The sequence below is a fragment of the Saccharopolyspora taberi genome, from assembly GCF_039534165.1.
Classification (GTDB): Bacteria; Actinomycetota; Actinomycetes; order Mycobacteriales; family Pseudonocardiaceae; genus Saccharopolyspora_D; species Saccharopolyspora_D taberi.
In genome coordinates this window covers 582850-598926 of the sequence record NZ_BAAAUX010000014.1, presented here as the reverse complement: position 1 = coordinate 598926, position 16077 = coordinate 582850, and the positions used below count along the sequence as shown (strand labels likewise).

Sequence of the window (16077 nt, the reverse complement as noted above, 5' to 3'; positions counted from 1 at the left end):
GTGACCGCCGTGGCCGGGACGGTATCGCACACGACCGCCACCACGTGCGCGTTCCCGCAGGGAGCCGAACAGGTCCGCGCGGCGGTCTCGGCGACCTTCCCGGCGTCGGCGGCCCCCGGCCCGGTCCGGGCGACCGGGCTGTCGGTCGCGCTGGAACTCCCGGAACCACTTGTGAACGCGTTGCGCGCGAGCGGAACGAGCCGGATCGGCGGGACCGTCGACATCCGGCTCACCGCCCGCCACGACGGCGTGGTCACCGACGTCTCCACCGGCCCCGTGCGGATCGCCGACACCGAGCTCCCCGCGTCCGGCGGGCTCCGCATCGACGTCCGGGGGGACTCGCCCGCGGTCACCGCGAGCGGCGACGTGGTCTTCGAGCTCCACGGCGTCGCCGCCGCGCTGACCCTCCACGATCCGGCATCCGGTGTGGCCTGCGACCCCGCGGCTGCTCAGCCGGCAGTGCTCGCCGAGGTGCCGGTGGCGGGCGCGACCGGACCGGGCGCGGCCCCCGAACCGCGGCCCGCACCGGCCGCGCCCGCCGGACTGCCGGTGTCCTACTGGATCGACAACTCGGTGACCAGGATCCAGAAGCTCGGTTCGGACATGTCGATCGGCCGCGGCCGCTTCGACGCCTCGGCCGACATCACGCAGAAGCCCTACCCGATCACCGGAACGTTGCAGATGCCCCCGGCGGACGGCTACTTCGTCACCTTCGGCTTCGTGCCGGTGACCAACGCGGTCGAGATGGTGCAGGACGGCGAGACCACCGGCAACCTCAGCAACATCCAGTTCGTCCCCGGCGGCATCGCCGCCGACGTCCACACCACGATCCCGGTCGCCATCAACGTGCGCCAGATCAACGTCGACGGCGTCCCGGTCGACCCCGGGCCGAACTGCCGGACCGCGACTCCTGCCGCGATCGACATCAACGCCCGCCTGACCTTCCTCCAGGATCCGAGCAAGGTGCCGCCGGTCCCGATCGAGACGACCTTCGAGATCCCGCCGTTCGCGGGCTGCGGCGCCACCGAGGACCTGGACCCGCTGCTGACCGGCCTGATCTCCGGTCCCGGCAACAAGCTGACCAGCACGCTGGTGCTGCGGTGCTTCCGGAACCAGAACTGCCCTCCGGAAGGGGCGTGATGCGACATGGACGTCGTGATGGCGCGGGCGACCGCGGCGATGCGCGAGTTCGGCCGGATGTTCGCCCTCGGCCTGGACGTGGTGCTGCTGATCTTCAAGCGCCCGTTCCAGTTCCGCGAGTTCGTCCAGCAGTTCTGGTTCCTGGCCAGCGTCTCGATCACGCCGGCCATCCTGGTGGCCATCCCGTTCGGCGCGGTCATCTCGCTCCAGCTGGGCACGCTGACCAGCCAGATCGGCGCGAAGTCGTTCAACGGCGCGGCGAGCGTGCTTGCGGTCGTGCAGCAGGCCAGCCCGATCGTGACCACCCTGGTCATCGCCGGGGCGGGCGGTTCGGCGATCTGCGCCGACCTGGGCTCGCGCACCATCCGCGAGGAGATCGCGGCGATGGAGGTGCTGGGCGTCTCCCCGGTCCAGCGGCTGATCGTGCCCAGGGTGCTCGCGGCGATGCTCGGCGCGATGCTGCTCAACGGGCTGGTCAGCGTCGTCGGGGTGGCTGGCGGCTACTTCTTCAACGTGGTCGTGCAGGGCGGCACGCCCGGTGCCTACCTCGCGAGCTTCAACGCGCTCGCGCAGCTGCCCGACCTGTGGGTGTCGACGTTCAAGGCGCTGGTCTTCGGATTCCTGGCCGGAGTCGTGGCGGCCTACCGGGGGCTGAACCCCAGGGGCGGTTCGAAGGGCGTCGGCGACGTGGTGAACCAGTCGGTGGTGATCACCTTCCTGCTGCTGTTCTTCGTCAACACCGTGATCACCGGGCTGTACCTGCAACTGGTGCCTGCGAAGGGGACGTGACCTGTGACCACCATCAGACAGCGCGCCAGGGCGACCCTGCGCAAGCCCGGCGACACCATGTACGACCTGGGCGACCAGCTGCTGTTCTACCTGCGGGCGCTGGCCGCCGCGCCGCTGGCGGTCAGCCGGTACATGCGGGAGGTCGTGCGGCTGCTGGCCGAGGTGACCTTCGGCAGCGGCGGTCTCGCCGTCATCGGCGGCACGATCGGCGTGATCGTGGGCCTGTGCGTGTTCACCGGTGTCACGGTGGGTCTCCAGGGTTTCAGCGCGCTCAACCAGATCGGCATCTCCACCCTCACCGGGTTCATGACCGCCTACTTCAACACCCGTGAGATCGCGCCGCTGGTCGCCGGTCTCGCGCTGTCGGCGACGGTCGGCGCGGGTTTCACCGCGCAGCTGGGCGCGATGCGGATCTCCGAGGAGATCGACGCGCTCGAGGTGATGGCGGTGCGCAGCATGCCGTACCTGGTCACGACCCGGATCGTGGCCGGGTTCGTCGCGGTGATCCCGCTGTACGTGATCGGCCTGATGACCTCCTACGTGGCCTCGCGGCAGGTGACGGTCTGGCTGTTCGGCCAGTCCGGAGGCACCTACGACCACTACTTCTCGCTGTTCCTGCCGCCGATCGACGTGCTGTGGTCCTTCGGCAAGGTGCTGGTCTTCAGCGTGGCGGTGATCCTCACGCACTGCTTCTACGGCTACCGCGCCTCGGGCGGGCCCGCGGGCGTCGGCGTCGCCGTCGGCCGCGCGGTGCGCACGTCGATCGTGCTGATCAGCGTGCTGGACCTGTTGCTGAGCCTGGCGATCTGGGGCGCGAACACGACGGTGAAGGTGGCGGGATGAGCAGGCTTGGCACGCAGCTGGCCGGGGTGGTGTTCCTGGTGATCATGGCCATGGTGCTCTGGCTGGCGGTCGCGGTGTACGAGAAGCGGTTCACGCCGGTGAGCACGGTGACGCTGCGCACCGACCGGATCGGCAACCAGCTCGAACCCAACGCCGAGGTCAAGGCGCGCGGCGTGCCGTTCGGCACGGTCCGCGCGGTGCGGACCTCCGGCGATGGCGCGGAGCTGGAACTGGCCATGGACCCGGCGACCCTCGAGCAGCTGCCCGCCAACGTCTCGGCGCGGCTGGTCCCGAAGACGCTGTTCGGCGAGCGCTACGTCGACCTGGTGCTGCCGGAGTCGCCGGACGCGCGGGCGCTGTCCGACGGGGACACCATCGGCCAGGACCGCTCGGAGAACGCGATCGAGCTGGAGCGGGTGCTCGGTGACGTGCTGCCGCTGCTGCGCGCGGTGCAGCCGGAGAAGCTGGCGGCCTCGCTCGGCTCGGTGTCGCAGGCGCTGGACGGCCGCGGGAAACCGCTGGGCGAGAGCGTGCGGCAGCTCAACGACCTGCTCAAGCAGGTCAATCCCGTGCTGCCGCAGCTGAAGTCCGACATCAGCTCGCTGGCCGACCTCTCGGCCGTCTACGACTCCGCCGCGCCCGACATCCTGCGCGCGCTGGCCGACCTGTCGGTGACCGGCCGCACGATCGCCGACGAGCGGGCGAACCTGGAGGCGCTCTACACCGACGTGACCGCCGCCTCCGACGACATGACCGAGTTCTTCCGGCAGAACAGGGACGAGTTCATCGGGGTCAGCGAGTCGAGCAGGCCGACGCTGGAGCTGCTGGCGGAGTACTCGCCGGAGTTCCCGTGCCTGTTCGACGCGGTCAACCGGTTCACCCCGCTCGTGGAGAAGGCCCTGGGCAAGGGGACCAACGAGCCCGGGCTGCACGTGAACCTGACGGTCCAGCCGCCGCGCGGGAAGTACGTGCCGGGCCGCGACGACCCGGTCTACGACGCCGGCGGCGGACCGAAGTGCTACGCGCCGGGAGCGGGTCCTGCCAACGGGACGTCAGTGGCGAACTCCCCGTACGAACAGCGGCTGGTGTCCGAACTGCTGGCCCCGGGCATGAACGTGCGGCCGTCGGAGGTCCCGGGCTGGAACACGCTGCTGGTGGGCCCGCTGCTGCGGGGATCGGAGGTGACGCTGCGGTGAAGGGACTCCTCGGACCGCTGGTCAAGGGAACGATCTTCCTGGTGGTCACGGTGCTGGCCACGACCGTGCTGGGCGTGACGATCGCCAACGTCGGCATGGGCGACAAGGTCACCTACACGGCGCGGTTCACCGACGCCACCTCGCTCAACCCCGGTGACGACGTGCGGATGGCGGGCGTGCGCATCGGCGAGGTGTCCGAAGTGGAGGTCGCCGACAGGCGGTTCGCCGACGTGACCTTCACCGTGGACGCCCGCCGCCGGATCTCCGGGCACGCCACGGCCGCGATCCGCTACCGGAACATGGTCGGGCAGCGCTACCTCTCGCTGGACCAGGGCGAGCAGCCGATGGACCGCGCGCTCGAACCCGGCGCGCACATCCCGCTGGAGCGGACCCGGCCCGCGGTGGACCTGACCGCGATGTTCAACGGGTTCAAACCGCTGTTCCAGGCGCTCTCTCCGGAGGACGTCAACCAGCTGTCGTTCGAGATCGTCCAGGTGCTGCAAGGAGAAGGCGGCACCGTCGACAGCGTGCTGCGCCACACCGCGTCCCTGACCTCGACGCTGGCCGAACGGGACCGGGTGATCGGCGAGGTCGTCAACAACCTCAACGCGGTCCTCGACACCATCAACGGCAAGGGGGACCAGCTCGGCACGCTGGTCGACACCACGCAGCAGCTGGTGCAGGGGCTGGCCGCCGACGCCGAGCCGATCGGACAGGCGATCGGCGGCATGGGCGAGCTGAGCGCGAGCACCGCCGAGCTGCTGCACGAGGGCCGCCAGCCGCTCAAGGACGACATCGCCGCGCTGGGCGACCTGTCGAAGGGCCTGGCCGACAACACGCCGGTGTTCGAGCGGTTCATCGGGAACCTGCCGGTCAAGTACGACCGGATCGGCCGGATGGCCTCCTACGGCTCGTGGCTGAACTTCTACCTGTGCTCGGTGTCCTCCGACGCCGAACCGGCACCCGGCGGCCCGCCCGTCGGACGCCCCGTCGAGCAAGCGAGGTGCCTGCGGTGAAGTCGTTCCGGCAACGCAACCCGGTCACCGTCGGCATCGTCGGCGCGCTGCTGATGACGCTGGTCGGGCTTGGCACGTTCTACTCCGACGAGCTGCCGGTGGTCGGCGGCGGCACCACCTACACGGCCGAGTTCGCCGAGGCCGCCGGGCTCAAGCCGGGCGACGAGGTGCGGGTGGCCGGCGTCAAGGTGGGCGAGGTCCGGGACGTGGCGCTCGAGGGCACCCGGGTGGAGGTCTCCTTCCGGGTCAAGGGCGTCTGGCTGGGCGACCGGACCAGCGCCGCCATCAAGATCAAGACCCTGCTGGGGCAGAAGAACCTGGTGCTCGACCCGGTCGGCGCGGGCGAGCTGGACCCGGACGTGCCGATCCCGCGGGACCGGACCACCTCGCCCTACGACGTCAACGAGGTCTTCGGCGACCTGGCCGAGGCGACCGGCGCGATCAACACCGCCCAGCTCGCCGAGAGCTTCCGCACCCTGTCGGCGACGCTCGGCGCCTCGGCGCCCGAGGACGTCCGGTCGGCCTTCGACGGCCTGTCCGCGCTGTCGACGACGCTGGCCTCCCGCGACGACGAGCTGACCAGGCTGCTGAACAACACCGCGCGGATCAGCACCACGCTCGGCGACCGCGGCGCGCAGTTCGAGTCGCTGATCAAGGACGGCGACCGGCTGCTCACCGAGCTGAACAACCGCCGGGAGGCCATCGGCAAGCTGTTCACCGGCGCCCGCGATCTCGCCGTCGAGCTCAAGGGCCTGGTCGCCGACAACCAGGAGACCCTGGGGCCCGCGCTGGACCAGCTCGAACGCGTCACCACCGTGCTGCAGCGCAACCAGGACAAGCTGACCGAGAGCCTGGTCCGGGCCGGGCCGTTCTACCGGATGATCGGCAACGCCGTCGGCAACGGCCGCTGGATCGACACCTACATCTGCGGTCTGGTCCCCGACCCGTCCGGGAGTTGCACCCCACCGAGAGCGGGAGGTCGTTGATGGGCAAGCGAAAGCTCTTGTGGGGAGCGGTCGCCGTGGTGGTGGCGGTGCTGCTCACCGGGCTCGCCTGGCTGGCGGTGGCCGGCTCCGGTCAGAAGCGGATCACGGCGTACTTCACCACGGCGGTGGGCATCTACCCGGAGTCCGACGTGCGCGTCCTCGGCGTCGTGGTGGGCACAGTGGACAGCGTGGTTCCACGCGGTGACAACGTGAAAGTGGACATGACCGTCGACGCCGACGTCGAACTGCCCGCCGACGCCACCGCGCTGATCGTCACGCCGAGCGTGGTCGCCGACCGCTACGTCCAGCTCGCGCCGGTCTACGCCGGAGGACCGCAGCTGGCCGACGGCGGCGAGATCCCGGTCACGCGCACGGCGACCCCGGTGGAGCTGGACCAGTTGTTCAGCAGCCTCAACCAGCTCACCGTCGCGCTCGGCCCGCAGGGCGCCAACGCCGACGGCGCGGTCAACGAGCTGCTGCGGCAGAGCGCGCGGACGCTGTCGGGCAACGGCGCCCCGCTGGGCGAGACGATCCGCCAGCTCGGCGACCTGGCGCGAACCCTCAACGACTCCAAGGGAGATCTGCTCACCACGGTCGACAAGCTCAGCACCTTCACCGCCGTGCTCGCCGCCAACGACGAGCAGGCCGGCCACGCGGTTGACCAGCTGGCCTCCATCACCCAGGTGCTGGCCGAGGACCGGGACGACCTGGGTGCGGCGCTGGTCGAGCTGAACGAGGCGGTGGCCACGGTGCGCGACTTCATCCGGGACAACCGCGGCAAGGTGCACACCAATGTGGACAAACTCGCCGCGATCAGCCAGATCCTGGCCGACCAGAAGGGATCGGTGGCCGAGGCGCTCGACACCGCGCCGAACGCGCTGACCAACGTGGTCGAGGCGTACAACCCGCAGACGGGCACCATCGACGCGCGGGGCAACCTGCTGGAGTTCTCGGCGCAGGGCCCGGCCCTGCCGCTGCCGAGCGCGGGAGGTGTGCGCTGATGCGGCGGATCCTCGCGGTCTCGGCGGTGCTCTCGGTGCTGGTCGCCGGGTGCGGGCAGGGCGGTCTCTACGACGTGCCGCTGCCGGGCGGACCGGACGTCGGAGCCCACTCCTACCGGGTCGTGGTCAGCTTCGCTAACGTCCTGGACCTGGTGCCGCAGTCCAGCGTCAAGGTCGCCGACGTCGCGGTCGGCAAGGTCGAGTCGGTCGAGCTGGCGCCGGACGGGCGGACGGCGCAGGTCTCCCTGGTGCTCAACGGCGACGTGGACCTGCCGGGCAACGCGATCGCGCGGCTGCGCCAGTCGAGCCTGCTCGGCGAGAAGTTCGTCGAACTCGCACCGTCCGATGTGGAGGGTGCGCTGGGCAGGCTGGCGGACGGGGCGCGGATCACGGCCGACCGCACCAACCGCAGCCCCGAGGTGGAGGAGGTCTTCGGGGCGCTGTCGCTGCTGCTCAACGGCGGCGGGATCGGCCAGATCCAGAACATCAACCAGGAGCTCAACGCCGCGCTGGGCGGCAACGAGACCGCCGCGAGGGAACTGCTGCACAACCTGGACACCTTCATCGGCGGCCTGGACCAGCACCGCGGTGAGGTCACCAGGGCGCTCGACGGCGTCAACCGGCTGGCCGCGACGCTGGACCGGGAGAAGCCGCTGATCGACACCGCCCTGACCGATCTGACGCCGGGCATCGAGGCGATCTCCCAGCAGCGGGAGGCGCTGGTGGGCATGCTCAGGTCGCTGGCCGAGCTCAGCGACGTCTCGGTGGACACGGTCAACCGCAGCAAGGACGACCTGGTCGCCGACCTGCACGCGCTGGAACCGACGCTGCGCCGCCTGGCCGACTCCGGTGCCGCGCTGCCCGCGGCGATGCAGACGCTGCTGACCTTCCCGTTCCCGGACGAGTCGCTCAACGCGGTCCGGGGCGACTACCTCAACTCCTACCTGAACTTCGACGCCCGCACCGGCGGGGGAGGTGGCGGCTGATGCTGACCAAGATGGTGCGCAGGCAGGTGACGCTGTTCCTGGTGATCGCCCTGGTCGGCGTCAGCTACGTCGGCGCCAACTACGTCGGGATGCACAAACTGCTGTGGGGCGACGGCTACACCGTGCGGGCCCGGTTCACCAGCGCGGGCGGGATCTTCACCAACGCCGAGGTGACCTTCCGCGGGGTGCCGGTCGGCCGGGTCGGACCGCTGCGGCTGACGTCCTCGGGCATGGAGGCCGACCTGCTGGTCGATCCGGACGCGCCCCCGATCCCCGCCGACACCGAGGCCGTGGTGGCCAACCGCTCGGCGGCGGGGGAGCAGTACGTGGACCTGCGGCCCCGCGTCGTGGGCGGTGCGATGTTGCGGGACGGATCGGTGATCCAGCAGGAGGACACCGCGATTCCGCTGCCGGTGGACGCGGTGCTGACGAACCTGGACTCGTTCGTCGAGTCCGTGCCCAAGGAGGAACTGCGCACGGTCGTCGACGAGCTCCACGCGGCGACCTCCGGAGCGGGCCCGCACCTGGAGGGCCTGCTGGACAACAGCATCGAGTTCATCCACTCCGCGACCGAGCACGTCCCGCAGGCGACCGGCCTGATCACCAACTCCGAGAAGGTGCTGCGCACGCAGCTCGAACATTCCGACGCCATCCGGACCTTCGGCACCCAGGCGCGGCTGCTGGCCGACCAGGTGCGCCGGTCCGACGGCGACATCCGCGGCCTGATCACCGCGGTTCCGCCCGCCGCGCGCGAGGTCAGCTCGGTCATCCGGGAGACGGGGCCGCGCCTCGGGGTGCTGATGGCGAACCTGCTCACCACCTCCGAGGTGCTGGAGGTCCGCCAGGGCGGCATGGAGCAGCTGCTGGTGATGACGCCGAAGGCGGTCGCGGCCGGCTCGTCGGTGGTGCGCCCCGACGGCGCGCACTTCGGCCTGTCGCTGACGTTCTTCGACCCGCTGCCCTGCAACAGCGGCTACGAGGGAACCCCGTACCGGGACGGGCTCGACACCTCGCCCGGTGCGCCGCTGAACCTCGACGCCGCCTGCACCCTTCCCTACGGCGACCCCACCGGAGTGCGGGGCTCGCAGAACGTGCCGAGGCCGTGATGCGGAACTGGCTCGGCAGGAGGGTTCTGGTCATCGCGATCGCGCTCGTCGTGATCGCGGCGGGTTTCACCGCCGTGGCGGGGTGGAAGTGGGCGATGGTCGGCCACGAGCCGCGGGCGGTCGCCCGCGACGAGGCGCTGCGGGCGGGAGAACAGGCCATCGCGACGTTCAACACGCTCGACTCCCGGCGGGTGGACGAGGGGTTCGACCGCTGGCTGGCGGTCTCCACCGGCACCCTGCACCAGGAGCTCACCCAGCAGCGCGGGGACGGCGTTCCCCGGCTCGCCGCGACCTCGACGGTCACCGAGGCCCGGGTGCTCGACGCCGCCGTGACCGAACTGGACGAACAGGCCGGGACCGCGACGGTCATCGCCTCCGTGGAGATCACGGTCGCACGCGACGGCGCGCCGCCGGTGCCCAAGCACGACCGGATCGAGGCGCGGCTGACCCGCACCGGTTCCGGCTGGAAGCTCGGCGGGATCGGCCAGGTCGCCGTCGCCGTGCCGTAGCGAGAGGAGACAGCGCAGTGAACACCGACTGGCATCCGCGCGCGGCGGCGACCGCGTTGCGCTGGCGCACCTCCCAGGTGCTGGTCATGCTCGCGGTGGTCCTCAGCGGGCTCGGCAGCTGGTTCTTCGTGCGGGCGGGCGACGGGGACAACTCCGCGCTGGTCGACCTGGCCCGCACCGACGCCGTCCGCGAGCAGGTCAGCACGGCGCTGGAGGGCGCTTTCTCCTACCGGCACGACGATCCGGACCCGACGCGGCGCGCGGCGGCCGAGGCGTTCGCGGGCCCGGCGGCCCAGGAGTACGAACGGCTCTTCGCGCCGATCCGCGACCAGGAGCACCTGGTGCTGCGGTCCCAGGTCGCGGCGGCCGGGGTGCGCTCGCTCGCCGGCTCGCACGCGATGCTGCTGGTGTTCCTCGACCAGACCGCCACCCGCGGCGACGCGAGCAGCTCGGGAGGTGCCCAGCTGAGCGTGACCGCGACGGAGACCGGTGGGCGGTGGCGCATCACCGGGATGCAGGCCCGCTGACGGGGGCGTGCGCGTGGACCAGCTCGCCGTGATTCTGGACGACCTCGTCCCGGTGGTGGCCACGCCGGTCCCGGCGGCGATGCTGACGACCGCGGTCTCGCTGACGGTGCGCACCTTCGTCGGAACCCGGTCGCAGCAGCGGGATCCGTTCGTCGACGCGTTGCTGGTCTACTGCGCGGTGCTGGTCGCCGGCGTCGTGTTCTCCCCGCAGCCCGACATCGGCGCGCGGACCAAGCTGCAACCCGGCGCGGACCTGCTGATGGCGTTGCGCGCCGCCCCGGGCGACCTGCTGCCGTGGTTGCAGCTGACCGGCAACTTCCTGCTCCTGCTGCCGATCGGCGCGCTGCTGCCGATGCGGGTGCGGTGGCTCAACACCGCGACCAGGATGTGCCTGGCCGGGCTCGTGGTCTCGTGCGGGATCGAGCTGACCCAGCTCCTGCTGGTCAGCGGCCGGATCGCCTCCACGGACGACGTCGTGCTCAACACCCTCGGCGCGACCCTGGGCAGCGCGCTGACCAGGCGCTGGCACCGGGTCGCCCGACCGCAGCACGGCGCCGACGACGGCGGCTATCCGGTGCGGTGGCTGATCTCCGAGGTGGAGCGGGAGCGGCGGACTCCGGCCCGCCGCCCGTGAAGAAGGGCTCCCCGGCCGAGGATGCCGGGGAGCCCGTCGGAGCAAAGCGGTCAGGGCTGGGGATCGTGGTCGGTGAGGACCCGGCGCAGGATCTTGCCGGTGGCGTTGCGCGGGACCTGGTCGACCAGGATCACCTCGCGGGGGATCTTGTGCCTGGCCAGGGACGCCCGCACGTACTCGGTGATCTCGTCGGGCACCAGGCCCGATCCGGGGATGGGCACCACGAAGGCCCGCAGCCGCTGCCCGAAGTCGCGGTCCGGGACGCCGACGACCGCGACGTCCTTGACCTGGTAGTGCCGCGCGATCAGGTTCTCGACCTCGCTGGGGAAGACGTTCTCCCCACCGGAGATGATCATGTCGTCGGCGCGGCCGTCGATGAACAGCAGCCCGTTCTCGTCGTAGTGCCCGAGGTCCCCGGTGCCGACGAGACCGCTGCGCACCTCCCCGGTGTTGCCGTCGGTGTAGCCGCTGAACGACAGCGCCCCGCCGGCGAAGACCCGGCCGGAGACGCCCTGCTTGGTGATCTCCGCGCCGTCCTCGTCGTAGAGCCGCAGCGCGCAGGTGCGCGGAGCGCGCCCGACCGTGCCGGGCGCGGTGCGCAGCTCCGCCGGTGTGGCGACGGAGACCACCGCGGCCTCGGTGGAGCCGTACAGGTTGAACAGCACGTTGCCCAAGGTCTGCTGCGCCCGCTCCGACAACGCGGGCGACAGCGGGGAACCGGACACCAGCAGCACGCGCACCGATTCCAGCGGCGCGCTCAGCTTTTCCCCGTGGTGGTCGAGCAACCGCTGCAACATCGTCGGCACGAGCACGAGCGCGGAGCACCGGTGCTCGCGGACGGCGTGGACCAGGGAGTCGACGTTGAAGCGGCGGTGCATGACCAACGTCGATCCGAGCGCGAATCCCAGGCTCAGCTGGGAGAAACCGACCGCGTGGAACAGCGGCGCACCGATGAAGGTGGTCTCCTGCGCGCGCAGCGGGATCCGGTCGAGGAAGTCCGCTGCCGTCAGGCCGGAGCGGATCTCGCGCTTGGCTCCCTTGGGCAGCCCGGTCGTACCGCTGGTCAGCAGCACCACGTTCGACGGCCGCGGCGGGATCAGCACCTTCGGGTCCGAGCGCTCGGTGATCAGCTCCTCCAGCGTCGGAGGCCCGGGCTCGGCCACACCGGGCTCGGTCCAGCCGAGGTAGCGCGGCAGCCCGTTGCGGGTGTGGGCGACCACGTCGGCGAACTCCTCGTCGTGGATCAGGACCGCGGCGCCCTCCCGCTCCAGCACGTCGGCCAGCTGCGGCGCGGCGAAGCCGGTGTTGAGCAGCAGCACGTCCGCGCCGAGCTTGGCGCAGGCCAGCAGCGACTCGACCATCCAGCGGTGGTCGCGGCACAGCACCGCGGCGGTCGCGCCCGGGTGCAGCCCCCGCGCGTGCAGCGCGGAGGCCAGCGCGGTCGAGCGCAGGTCGAGCTCGCGGTAGCTGACCGGGCCGAGCTCGTCGACGACGGCGGGTGCGTCGGGGCGGTTGCGGGTGGAGTGGCGCAGCGCGCTCACCAGTGGTCCCCAGCGGCGCACCTCCTTGAGCGCGCCGAGGGCCCGGCCGATGGCCAGGCCTTGGATCATGCCCGCGCGGGCCATCACCCGCAGCCCGTGGGCCGTGTGCGCGGATCTGCGCACGGCGTGCGAAAAGCCGTTCACTGCAATTCCAATCGGTGGGGTCCGGGCCGGCACTGAAAACGTGCCTGATGGCAGTCGCTCCACCCAAACCGCTCCCGTTCCGGCCGTCAAGAACCATCGCGCGCGAGCGCTGTTCGTTGTGATCCGCCTGCTAATTACCGGCGAAGTTTCCCGTCGGTGGCTGAGCGGCTTTTCAGCTCCCTCGAAAGGATTATTCAGGGTTGTCCGAACTCTTCGGTAGTCTTACCTACTCGACAGTAGGACGGGGTGACCCGGCACCGGAGGAGTGGCCGATGACCGCGACGCCAGCCGAGATCGCACCGGCTCCGCTGCTCCGCCCCGCGCTGGCCGCGGTGCTCCGCTCCGAGATCGACGACCTGACCGCGCTGATCCTCGACGAGATCCAGCACGTCATCCCCGAGTACTCCCGCCCGAGCGACACCGGCTACATGCACGCGATCAGCCGCGGTGTCGAGGAGGCGCTGCACGAGTTCGTCGACCGGATCGCCGATCCGGGGGCCTCCCGCGCGCGCTGCGAGCGGATCCACCGCGCGCTCGGCCGCAACGAGATGCTGGCCGGGCGGAGCCTGGACAACCTCCAGCGCGCCTACCGCATCGGCGCGCGGCTGAGCTGGCGGCGGTTCATGACCGTCGGCGAACGTGCCCGGATACCGCACCGCACGCTCGTGCTGCTGGGCGAGGAGATCATCTCCCACATCGACGCGCTGGCGAACCTGGCCGCCGACGGCTATCTCGACGCGCAGAGCGCGTCCCGGATGCTGGCCGGGCGCCGCCGCAGGCTGCTGCACCTGCTGGTGTCGGACCCGCTGGTCTCCGCGCGGGAGCTGGAGGAGGCCGCGGCGGCGGCGCAGTGGCCGCTGCCGTCCGAGGTGGTCATCGCGGTGCTGGACCGGCCGGTGGCCGAGTTCGAGGTGCCGCCGCCGGTGCTGCTCGACGGCCTGGCCGACCTCGACGGCGGCGAACCGTTCGTGCTGGTGCCCGCGGGCCCGGCGATCGACTGGCACCGGGTGTTCGCCGACCGGCGGATCGCGGTCACCGGCCCGGTGGCGCTGCACGACGCTGCCGACGCGCTGCGCTGGGCGCGCCGGGTGCTGGTCCTGGTCCGCCAGGGGCTGCTCCCGGACCGCCCTGTCACCTGGTGCGACGACCACCTGGCCGGTGTCCTGCTGCTCAGCGACGAGGCGCTGGCGCTGGAGCTGGTCAAGCGGCAGCTGGGCCCGCTGGTCGAGCTGGACCCGGAAGGATGGATGCCGCTGGCCGAGACGCTGCTGTGGTGGATCCGCGCGGGCGGCGAGGTCGGCGGGATCGCCGCCGGGCTCGGCACCACCGCCGAGCAGGTGCGCGACCGGCTCGGCAGGCTGGAGCCGCTGTTCGGCGCGGTCCTGCGCGACCCGGACTCCCGGTTCGAGCTGGAAATGGCGTTGCGCGCGGCGCTGCTGCTGCTCGGCGGAAAATGAGTCACCTTTGTTCGGAATGCCGCCACGGAATTTCCGCCTAATGTGATGAATTTGGCGTGAACGACGGTTCTGCTGCTATTTTCACCTCCATTCCGCGAATCCCGGCGAAGGGTGGCACATGAATTTCGTGGTCCGCGATCTCGACCTGCACGGTCACCGCATCCGCCTGCGGGAGTACGTCCCGCCGCACCCGTCCCGGAGCGCGGGCGACGCCGACGTCGTGGTCCTGCTGCACGGGATCGCGGGCAGCGGCCGGACCTGGGAGCCGGTGCTGGCCGAGCTGGCGCGCACCGGGTTCGGCCGCCGGGTGCTCGCGCCGGACATGCTCGGGCACGGCGAGTCGGCCACCCCGCGCGCCGACTACGGGCTCGGCGCCTTCGCCACCCTCGTCCGCGACATCCTTGCCCTCGAAGGACATTCGCACGCCACGCTCGTCGGCCACTCGCTCGGCGGCGGGATCGCGCTGCAGTTCGCCTACCAGTTCCCGGAGATGTGCGGGCGGCTGGTCCTGGTCGACAGCGGCGGCCTCGGCCGCGAGGTGAGCTTCGCGCTGCGGGCGACCGCGATTCCGGGTGCCCGCGCCACGCTCGCCGTGATGGCCAGCCCGCCCGCGCTGGCCGCGGCCCGCCTGCTGCGGCGGATGGCGGGTGTGAAGTCCGCCGAGGCGCGGGAACTGGCCCACCACTACGAGTCGCTGGGCGACGCCGGCCGCCGGGCGGCGTTCCTGAACACCGCCCGCGGGGTCATGGACCTGCGCGGCCAGCGGGCCAGCGCGCTGGAACGGCTCTACCTCGCCGAGAACGTGCCGACGCTGGTGGTCTGGGGCGCGCGGGACCAGCTGATCCCGGTCGGCCACGGGCACCGCGCGGTGGAGGCGATCCCGGGCAGCCGGATCGAGATCTTCGAGCGGGCGCGGCACTTCCCGCACGCCCGCGATCCGGAGCGCTTCGTCGCGGTGCTGGGCTCGTTCCTGGCCGAAACCACACCGGCCCGGCTGCGCACCGAGGAGATCGCGGCACTGCTGGCGCAGCGGTCACCGGAAGCAGCGGATCAGTCGCACTGAGTACCCTCCGTAGTGACGAAGCGCATAGATAACGGTTTGATCTCGCACGAATGGGCTAGCTTGCCGACGTGACTCGCTCCAAAACTCAACGCTCCGTAATTGGTATGGGAGTGGCGGTGCTCATCGCCGCCGGCTCCGCGGCCACCCTGGCGCCCACCGCCGTCGCCGGCACCGCCGAACAGTCCCGGGTGGTCGAGCTGGTGAACCAGGCCCGCGCGAAGGCGGGCTGCGGCGCCGTCACCACCGACGCCCGGCTCACCAACGCAGCCCAGAAGCACAGCGCCGACATGGCCAACCGCTCCTACTTCGACCACACCTCCCCGAACGGCGTGACCTTCGCGAAGCGCATCACCGACGCCGGCTACCCCTCGCCGGGCGCCGAGAACATCGCCATGGGCCAGACGAGCGCCGACCAGGTGATGGATGCCTGGATGAAGTCCGCGGGCCACAAGGCCAACATCCTGAACTGCTCGCTGAAGACCATCGGCGTCGGCGTGGAGCCCAACGGCTGGTACTGGACCCAGGACTTCGGCCGCTGACGCGGACTCGCGGTGGCGGTTGGCCATCGGACCGGTCGGGCAGCTCGATCGAGTTGCCCACGGTCGTGGGGCCAGATGCCTCCGAAAGTGGCTTCGTGGTGGTGAATCGGCGCGCGGTCCAGGCTCCTCCGGTCCACTTTGATCATCACTTGGTGTGATCAACCGGTCCGGCGCGCCCTCCTGGCTCCGGCACGGCGGTAGCTTCCATCTGCCGCCAGGGGAGAGGAATCCCGGAGAACCGAGGGGAGTTCGAGGTTCTCCCGGCACGGAGCTACGGAGGGAACAGTTCATGTCTACTGCGAAGCAGCTGGCCGCGGCCGGATCGCTGGTGTTGCCGCTGCTGGTCGGGACGGGCGGCACCGCGCTGGCCGACGGCGGCCCGGCCTCGGAGCTGATCCAGGACCAGTCGGCGCAGAGCAGCGTGGTGCAGAACAACATCAACGTCTCGCCGGTGAACCAGGTCAACGCCGGCGGCAAGGGCGACCAGGCCGCGCAGACCTGGACGAACCAGAGCAACGTCAACGACACCGAGCACGACCAGTCCGAGGAGCAGGACGACGCCTGATCCGGCGGAACAGCCCGAACGGCCCGGCAGCCCGC

Annotated in this window: 17 protein-coding genes; 16 read left to right on the top strand and 1 reads right to left on the bottom strand. The window is 71.1% G+C overall.

The window, feature by feature from the left end; all coding sequences use genetic code 11:
• The 12 genes from ABD691_RS17070 to ABD691_RS17015 all read left to right on the top strand — a co-directional run.
• A partial coding sequence (locus tag ABD691_RS17070; RefSeq protein ID WP_344680801.1) for a DUF6801 domain-containing protein occupies positions 1-1140 on the top strand: 1140 nt, incomplete at its 5' end.
• A 6-nt stretch (positions 1141-1146) separates the two neighbouring features.
• Positions 1147-1929, top strand: a complete 783-nt coding sequence (locus ABD691_RS17065) for an MlaE family ABC transporter permease (RefSeq protein ID WP_344680799.1) — start codon at positions 1147-1149, stop codon at positions 1927-1929.
• Between the two features lie 57 nt (positions 1930-1986).
• A complete protein-coding gene (locus ABD691_RS17060; protein ID WP_344681316.1) occupies positions 1987-2772 on the top strand; it encodes an MlaE family ABC transporter permease in 786 nt (261 codons plus the stop codon).
• On the top strand, positions 2769-3968 hold the full coding sequence (locus tag ABD691_RS17055; protein WP_344680797.1) for an MCE family protein: 1200 nt from the start codon (positions 2769-2771) through the stop codon (positions 3966-3968). The genes ABD691_RS17060 and ABD691_RS17055 overlap by 4 nt, the downstream gene beginning before the upstream one ends.
• Positions 3965-4984, top strand: a complete 1020-nt coding sequence (locus tag ABD691_RS17050; RefSeq protein WP_344680795.1) for an MCE family protein — start codon at positions 3965-3967, stop codon at positions 4982-4984. Before ABD691_RS17055 ends, ABD691_RS17050 begins: the two co-directional genes overlap by 4 nt.
• The gene (locus ABD691_RS17045; protein ID WP_344680793.1) at positions 4981-5970 is read left to right on the top strand and encodes an MCE family protein; all 990 of its coding nucleotides are present in this window, start codon (positions 4981-4983) and stop codon (positions 5968-5970) included. Before ABD691_RS17050 ends, ABD691_RS17045 begins: the two co-directional genes overlap by 4 nt.
• The gene (locus ABD691_RS17040; protein ID WP_344680791.1) at positions 5970-6971 is read left to right on the top strand and encodes an MCE family protein; all 1002 of its coding nucleotides are present in this window, start codon (positions 5970-5972) and stop codon (positions 6969-6971) included. The genes ABD691_RS17045 and ABD691_RS17040 overlap by 1 nt, the downstream gene beginning before the upstream one ends.
• Positions 6971-7957, top strand: a complete 987-nt coding sequence (locus ABD691_RS17035; RefSeq protein ID WP_344680789.1) for an MCE family protein — start codon at positions 6971-6973, stop codon at positions 7955-7957. Before ABD691_RS17040 ends, ABD691_RS17035 begins: the two co-directional genes overlap by 1 nt.
• A complete protein-coding gene (locus tag ABD691_RS17030) occupies positions 7957-9063 on the top strand; it encodes an MCE family protein (protein WP_344680787.1) in 1107 nt (368 codons plus the stop codon). The genes ABD691_RS17035 and ABD691_RS17030 overlap by 1 nt, the downstream gene beginning before the upstream one ends.
• Positions 9063-9572 carry a hypothetical protein gene (locus ABD691_RS17025; protein WP_344680785.1) on the top strand — a complete coding sequence of 170 codons (510 nt, stop codon included), beginning with the start codon at positions 9063-9065 and terminating at the stop codon, positions 9570-9572. The genes ABD691_RS17030 and ABD691_RS17025 overlap by 1 nt, the downstream gene beginning before the upstream one ends.
• A gap of 17 nt (positions 9573-9589) precedes the next feature.
• The gene (locus ABD691_RS17020) at positions 9590-10099 is read left to right on the top strand and encodes a hypothetical protein (protein WP_344680783.1); all 510 of its coding nucleotides are present in this window, start codon (positions 9590-9592) and stop codon (positions 10097-10099) included.
• Positions 10100-10112: 13 nt separating this feature from the next.
• Complete coding sequence (locus ABD691_RS17015; RefSeq protein WP_344680781.1) at positions 10113-10733, top strand: VanZ family protein; 621 nt, start codon at positions 10113-10115, stop codon at positions 10731-10733.
• Between the two features lie 50 nt (positions 10734-10783).
• Here ABD691_RS17015 and ABD691_RS17010 read toward each other — a convergent pair whose 3' ends face one another.
• Positions 10784-12418: an AMP-binding protein gene (locus ABD691_RS17010; RefSeq protein WP_344680779.1), complete on the bottom strand. Its 1635-nt coding sequence runs from the start codon at positions 12416-12418 to the stop codon at positions 10784-10786.
• Positions 12419-12690: 272 nt separating this feature from the next.
• On the opposite strand from ABD691_RS17010, the gene ABD691_RS17005 reads away from it, so the two are divergent.
• The 4 genes from ABD691_RS17005 (at position 12691) to ABD691_RS16990 (ending at position 16042) form a co-directional block, all read left to right on the top strand.
• On the top strand, positions 12691-13875 hold the full coding sequence (locus ABD691_RS17005; RefSeq protein ID WP_344680777.1) for a PucR-like N-terminal domain-containing protein: 1185 nt from the start codon (positions 12691-12693) through the stop codon (positions 13873-13875).
• A gap of 118 nt (positions 13876-13993) precedes the next feature.
• Positions 13994-14938: an alpha/beta fold hydrolase gene (locus tag ABD691_RS17000; protein ID WP_344680775.1), complete on the top strand. Its 945-nt coding sequence runs from the start codon at positions 13994-13996 to the stop codon at positions 14936-14938.
• 116 nt (positions 14939-15054) lie between these two features.
• The gene (locus tag ABD691_RS16995) at positions 15055-15477 is read left to right on the top strand and encodes a CAP domain-containing protein (protein WP_344680774.1); all 423 of its coding nucleotides are present in this window, start codon (positions 15055-15057) and stop codon (positions 15475-15477) included.
• A 289-nt stretch (positions 15478-15766) separates the two neighbouring features.
• Positions 15767-16042 carry a hypothetical protein gene (locus tag ABD691_RS16990; RefSeq protein WP_344680772.1) on the top strand — a complete coding sequence of 92 codons (276 nt, stop codon included), beginning with the start codon at positions 15767-15769 and terminating at the stop codon, positions 16040-16042.
• The last annotated feature ends 35 nt before the right edge of the window (positions 16043-16077 follow it).